This window comes from Psychrobacter sp. NPDC077938, assembly GCF_044542635.1.
Lineage (GTDB): Bacteria > Pseudomonadota > Gammaproteobacteria > Pseudomonadales > Moraxellaceae > Psychrobacter.
The window spans coordinates 80,664-87,644 of sequence record NZ_JBITUW010000003.1; the positions used below are offsets into that span (position 1 = coordinate 80,664).

The window sequence follows — 6,981 nt, forward strand, 5'->3', positions numbered from 1 at the left end:
TCCTACCAGATTGACCAAGCTTTCAGTCGTATCCAATCTATTAATGACTTAGTCCAGCTGCTAACCAAATTGGTTTCACCCACTATAACTTTACCAACCCCTTGCATGCCTGGATTGATCTGGATAGGCGTCTTATTCAATCTTGCTTCGACTACAAAACCATTTTCTCCATCTTTAACTTCTGCAACTGCTGTCAATCTAGTAACAGTAAATTCATAAGTCTGCTCAGGTAAGCTAGTCAGTTTCATTTTCCCTGTTTGCCCTACCTTTAACTCACTCATATCTTTATCTGGTATATGCATAATTACCCGATAACTTGAGACATCTGCCACCTGAAAAAGCTCTGAACCGACTTCTACTGGTGTACCTACTTTTTGTTGCCAGTCTCCACTCACTACCACGCCTGAAATAGGAGATTTTATATTGGTTCGCGCGATTTTTTCATTAACCAAATCAAGCTTTGACTGGACTTGCTGTTTTTGGTTCACAGCAAGTCCACTAGCAGCCGCATCTAGCGCTGCCATAGATTGTCGAAACTGACCTTCAGCCTGCTCTAGCTGACTAGCCAGCTCCGCTGTTTCTATCTTGAGGTCCTTGTCTTCAAGCTTTGCTAATGTCTGACCGACTCTTACTGTATCACCAGGGCGAGCTAACACCTCAGTAATGTAGCCTTGTTGAGGCGTTGTAATGGTATAACGCTGTTCACCTTCTAAATATAATGGTGCATTGATAATTTTTTCAACAGGAATCAACGTTACTGCTAGTATCGATAGGATTAGTATAAAACCTAAAAACTTATACGCCAAATAGCCTTTTCCGACGAGCCTCTCCAAAAAACCCGAGGATGTTCGATAGCTGTGAGCGACTAAATTTTGCTCAGACTGTTGCCATCGTCTAAAAACCGGTTCGATAAAATCAGCATTGGCTTGTAACATCGTTTTTAGGTTGTCATTCAAGGGGTCAGCATGATCGCTTTGCTGTACCACCAATACTGCCGATACATGACCACGGTAGTGCATCGGATATGCCCACCATAGTTTATTTTGTTGTACCTGACACTCGGTAATAGCAATGGAAGCAAGTTCAAGTGCAGCTTGCATCATTGGCGATCCTTTTACTGCCCAAGATACGTTAGCAGATACCCACCATTTAGGACTATAATTCTTTACTTTAAATAGGCTAAAACCTAAGCCATCACCTCCTAAATCAGTTGCCCATTGTTTGGTAAGGTTCACCCACTCTTGAGCCGCTGACTGAGCATCTGACTGAGACAATACATCACTCGTTATTTCAAGTAACCGCTTAGCACGCTCTCCTTCACCAAATTGACTGCGTATAAAGCCAAAGAATAACCATCCTAAGCTTAGCTGTAGTGTATCTAACATATGATCGTTAAATGGTGGTGCCACCACACAACCTATACACGCTATTCCTTCTGATGATTGTGTTACCAAACAGCTTATTAATACTAACTCATCTATACGTTGTACTTTGAGAGGTTGATCATTACTAATAATCTCAATGTGAGATTTCCACGCTTGCCGTAGTGTTGAATTTAGATCATCCAACGTACTTTCTACTTTCGTATCACTGCTACTCTCTTCCTCCAAAGGTACTTTGGATTTCAATGATGCTAATAATGCTGATGTTCTTTTAGGGCGTTGAGAGAATATTGATGCACTCATTGTCGACACATCAATGAAATCCAAACTACCTGCTTGCGGTAGTTTATGAGTCGCTACCGCTACAATATCTAGTCCTGAGACTTGAGTACGTTTGAGCCAATTTGATAAGAGATCTGGTAAAGGTACGGCTGATTCTTGATTACTATTCATTTATTTTCTCAAGCTCGCTACTATTTTCTACAGTTTGGCGCAATATGTCATCCATTTGAGTCAATTGATCCACTGTCAGTGTACCTGCCAATTGATTCAGCTTAATATAGTTACGCCAGCTGTTAGACCATGCTACTAGTCGATCTCTATTGACTTCATATATCTTTGATTGGGCATCCAATACATCGGCATTAATACGCATACCAACTTGATAACCCAGCATGTTTGCTAGCAATGCTGTCTCTGCTGATTCACTGGCTTTGTTTAGCCCTTGGTATTCAGCAATAGACGCTAATATTTGGTAAAAAGTTTGTTGCATCTCTATATTCAAACGCTCTTGAGATGCGCGTATAGTCTCAAAACGCTGATTTTGAGTTGCTAGCACTTTAGTCGTTTGGGCATTGCTAGTGTTCGTGTTGAATAAGCCAAACTGAACCTGCACGCCTGCGCTCCAGTCCCACTTACTATTGGTGTAATCCTCTTGCCCTTCACTAGACCAAGCACCTAGGTTACGGTTGTTTTCCACAACCAACTGCACTTTTGGATAGTGCTTATATTGCAATTTGTTTTTTTCGAGTGTAGCGATTTGATAATCAATAACAGACTGTTTCAATAAGCTATTTTGACTACCCATAGCAGCAAGCCATAAGGTAAGATCTTCTTCAGCAACATCTGGTAGTGCCTGAATACTTGATGCATACGCACTAGGCTCAATTTTAGCCCCGCTCAAGGTTGTAAGCTCTGCTTGTTTTGCTTGCATTTGCCATTTCAATGCGAATAGTTGCGCAGCAATGCGATCATGCTTAGCCTCGGCTTCACGTACATCAGTGATAGACACTGTCCCTACTTCAAAGCTTAGCTGTGCTTGTTTTCTTTGCTCATTGACAGCAACTTGCTGACCTTCCAAAAGAACCATCTCAGATTGTGTGGCAAGAATGTCTAAAAATAGTGAGACTATACGATTGGTCAGCTCATCATACGTTTGGTCAATAGCAAAATCAGTTGACTTTGCACTCAGATTTGCCTGATCTATATTGATGTTCAAGATGGGATCGTATAGGTTTTGGGAGATACTAAATCCAACTTTTCCAGCATCATTGATGCGTCTATTGGAGACTCTGGTATCAGAAAAGCTACCAGACCCTCTACCATAAGATTTGTCAATATTAGCAGAAACAGAGGGTAACCATTCTCTCTTAGCAATGTCTACTTCCGCTCCCGCCACTTCTTGTGCAGCTCTTTGCACTGCTAATTCAGGATTGCGCTGAACTGCTGCTTGTTGAAGCTGCGCTAGAGTGGGTGATGATTCGCCAGTAGAAGTATGTGCGGGCACTGCCATACAACAAGCCAGTAATAAGAGTATGGCCTTTGCCTGCGGTGATTTAGTTTTGACGTTCATAGTTATTCATACAACTTTTGTTGATGGCGACATTCTAATATAAATTAACTATTGGTTGCAGTAAATTTAATCCCTTATTCCTGGCACCTAGTAAAATCTATCAATCGGATCATAAATCTCCTGTAAAAAAAGTACCAAATCATTGGTTAGCTTTGTGAGCAAAGCTTTAATGCTTAGCAACGTCTTATGTAGAAGGTTTAATATATTCACTTAGATACGTGCCTAATACAGGATATATTTAATCAAAACGCACTTAATTAAATAACTAGAATAGGATTATTATCTTTCTTGCTAAAATAGCATTAATATCTAAAGTCGCTAAGTACTCTATTATTTGATCATAAGAGTCAGCAAAGGCCTTTTGATAAGTATCAGGTAAAGTCTAAGACCAAAACTCAATGTTCTCTTTCTAACCTTCTATAAAAGCAAGATTGATCTCTTGTGGCACATTATGTTATATATGCTTTTCCATGTCCTGCGCGTCACTATAGCTGGTCGGTTTGCCGTTCTTGGCATCCCATACGAATATTCCGTTAAAGCTCATGTGTTGTCCTTTATATGTTTATTTTACGTATCGTACTACTGGACAGCTTTGTTGTCTCAGAAAACAAACTCAAAGCTGCCGCATAGCGTCTTCAATGTTAAGCATTATCTTCGTTTTAAACGCGCCACTTCTTCTGTGCCTTTGACTCCATGTTCGTAAGCCAGTCGTCTGTGGCATCGAAGCCATCAACACGTACAGGCTGAGCTGCGACAGTGATGTCTATTTTACCTGATCGCTCATTACATACTGGCGCACTGGAATGAGGAGAGGTTTGCTTGTTCCTAACGTTCAGTACTGGAGTAGCTACTTTATTATTGATATCAGCCTCGTGTTGTACGCTTGATGAGGACAGCGTATTTGTGACGTAAGCGTTATTAACAATAGCAGACTCCCCTTGTAGTACCATGACCTTGATATCATAGCTACTCATAGCTTCACTACCGTTATTGATTTCGCGGCTTTTCGCTATCAGAGTTAGCGACATGTCACCACAGTAATGATTTGGAGTTTGAAGTGTCAACTTACTTAAATCCATGCCCGTCAAGTCCATAGTGATAGAATTACGGTATGGATTAGTAATGCTATACGTACCATCACTGATGGTCACGCCATAAGGCACAACGATTTGTAATGAATACGCTTCACTACCATCTTTATCGCTACTACTGATATTTATAAGCGGTAATGGTGTTGATACACCTGCTAGAGCATACAAGTGAGCACCTTGATCATCGATGCGCGCTGTCAACGTCTCTACTACTGATAGATTGTCTATCATAGCCATACGGCCCTTAAGCGCCTTATCTCCTAGTGCAACACCATCTAATACAATGCTAATCGTGGTGGTATGACCCGTACCCACGAAGTCATAGCTTAGATGCGTCCAGTCTAAGTTATCATGGCTAACCCCTTGATGACTGGCAAGTAACTTATCTCCTGCGTAGATTTCGATACGGCTGAGCTCATCAGCGCTAAGATCAAGCATAGCAGCATAATCGAAGCTTAAGGTATAGACCACATCCTCTATAGTCGCTATGTCCTTATGGATACCTAGCAATTGATGATATTTGGCCTGACCAGTGACGGCTCGACCATCATGTAGCATCAGCCAATGATCGCCTTGCGGTGACGCATTTAAACGAACCGTATTTCCAGCACCGGTCATCATCGTATCACCGCGACTAAAGAACTCAAAGCCTATCTTTTTACCAAATCTCGGATAACTACCCTGCCAGACATCGCCACCTGCCGCACCACTATTAAACCAGTAGCGCTTATCACTACCACGATGCCAGTTGATGACGTTTTCAAAATCGGTATGAACGACTTGGCGAGTTGGGATATCACGCTCCACCAGCTCAATGATTGGTTTATTCGCTACTGCATCTACTGATATTGGTAACATCAACGTCTGCGTGGCTGAAGCGCTGGTACTCAGCTCTGTGCTGGTAGCAACCACAGTAGCAACCATGTCGCCACTGAACCCAGATGGCGGCGTAAGCTGTAAGTTATCCAACTGCCATGTTGTAATATCAATAGGCGAGTCTGCTGTCACTGACCAGCTATGAGTGCCATCGCTCAAGTGCGTGCCGATAGGCAGACCTGCTAACGTCAATGTCAGCACCTCTGAACCATCCGTATCCATCAGAGCCGCTTGGATACTGCTTAGGGCAATAGGCTGATCTTCTTTATAAGTATTGACCACTTTATCCAGCGCAATATTGTCTATCATCGCGCCTCTACCGTGCGGGTGATTGACATCACTGTCTATGACAATACGTAGCATCTCGGCACGACCAGATCCAACAAAATCGACATCAACAGTATGCCAATCTAATGCGTCTCTAGCACTCGTGGCACTATATTGCTTAAGCAGTGTCGTACCCAGATAGACACTTATCCCTGTGTAGCGCTCATCAAATCCGTTGCGACCTGCATAGTCAAAGCTAAGCTGATACTCAGCGCCCTCTACCGTTTGGATCTCACGCTCTAAGCCTAACGTTTGGCTACTGTGTTTGGTCGCGTCATTTAGCTCTAGCCAACTGGTATTACTTACTCCAGTTGCATCGCCATTGTCGCTCGCACTCACACGATGTCCGACATTCCATTTGTCAACCATGACATCGCCGTTATGCCATATCTCAAAGCCATCATTACCATAAGGCAACTTGCCTTGCTTAAATAGCTCTTTCCACTGCTGCCAGTATCTAGGGTTTTGCTTAATCAACTGCCAACCATCTAGCATGTCTTGTACCAATAAGGTGGAGCTGGTATTGTTATTAGCAATTCCCTCAAAGTCGGTGGCAAATACATTCGATGTCGACGGTTTCGGTGTGGCACTTAGTATAGGCGCATCCGTAAGCGCATCAATATCAATAGTTACCGTTCCCATTTGACTGTCTAACTGACCGTCATTCACAACGAAGCCTATAGCCGTATAGTGCTGCTGCTGATCACCGTAACCCGCTGCGGTGTAGCCTGCACCACCTGACTGATTATGTAATGGAACAAAGCGCAGTATTCCTGCATCGATGTCACGCTGGTCGAATATAGCGCCTGCTAATACTGCTGTCCAGCTTCCATCAGCCAATCGCTGCTGAATCGCACCTAAGTGTGGTAGCTCAACAATGCGTAACGTCAGACGGTCACCCTCTACATCGCTCATGGCAAAGTCTGACCAGTCAAATAGATAACTCGTGTCTTCAATACCAGTTACTAAGCTATCACTCGCTACTGGCGAATCATTCACTGGCGTAATGGCTAGTTCAATAACTTGCTCTGCTGATTGTAGCTCACCATCAGTCACGTAATAGCTGATACTGTCCGCGCCATGATAGTTCTCATGACCACGATAAATATAGCTGCCATCAGCCTGTTTAACTAAGGTGCCATGTTCGGGCTGCTTGGTAATGACAGTGGTTAAGTTATCACCATCCACATCACTGGCTGATAGTAGAGGATTAATAATTAATGCAGTATCTTCTGCTACCGTCAATGCTTGTCCGGTGAGTACTGGTGCGTCATTGACAGGCGTAATCGTTAGCTCAATCATACGCTCGGCTGATTGCAACTCACCGTCAGTAACGTAGTAGCGAATGCGGTCTGTGCCATGATAGTTCTCATCAGCACGGTAGACATAGCTGCCATCTGCTTGTGCGCTTAGACTGCCATGACTTGGCTGCGCGGTGATCACGACCGTTAGG

The 6,981-nt window shown here is 43.2% G+C and carries 3 protein-coding genes; all 3 read right to left on the reverse strand.

The features are described from left to right. Window positions 1–2: 2 nt before the first annotated feature. On the reverse strand, window positions 3–1,835 hold the full coding sequence (locus ACIGBM_RS06445) for an efflux RND transporter periplasmic adaptor subunit (RefSeq protein ID WP_397477166.1): 1,833 nt from the start codon (window positions 1,833–1,835) through the stop codon (window positions 3–5). After that, complete coding sequence (locus ACIGBM_RS06450; RefSeq protein WP_397477167.1) at window positions 1,828–3,234, reverse strand: TolC family protein; 1,407 nt, start codon at window positions 3,232–3,234, stop codon at window positions 1,828–1,830. The genes ACIGBM_RS06445 and ACIGBM_RS06450 overlap by 8 nt, the downstream gene beginning before the upstream one ends. 659 nt (window positions 3,235–3,893) lie before the next feature. Next, a partial coding sequence (locus ACIGBM_RS06455) for a tandem-95 repeat protein (protein WP_397477168.1) occupies window positions 3,894–6,981 on the reverse strand: 3,088 nt, incomplete at its 5' end.

Bases quoted from the DNA above. Each gene is read 5' to 3' on its own strand.
- ACIGBM_RS06445 (WP_397477166.1), bottom strand. From the start codon at position 1,835: ATGAATAGTAATCAAGAATCAGCCGTACCTTTACCAGATCTCTTATCA.
- ACIGBM_RS06450 (WP_397477167.1), bottom strand. From the start codon at position 3,234: ATGAACGTCAAAACTAAATCACCGCAGGCAAAGGCCATACTCTTATTA.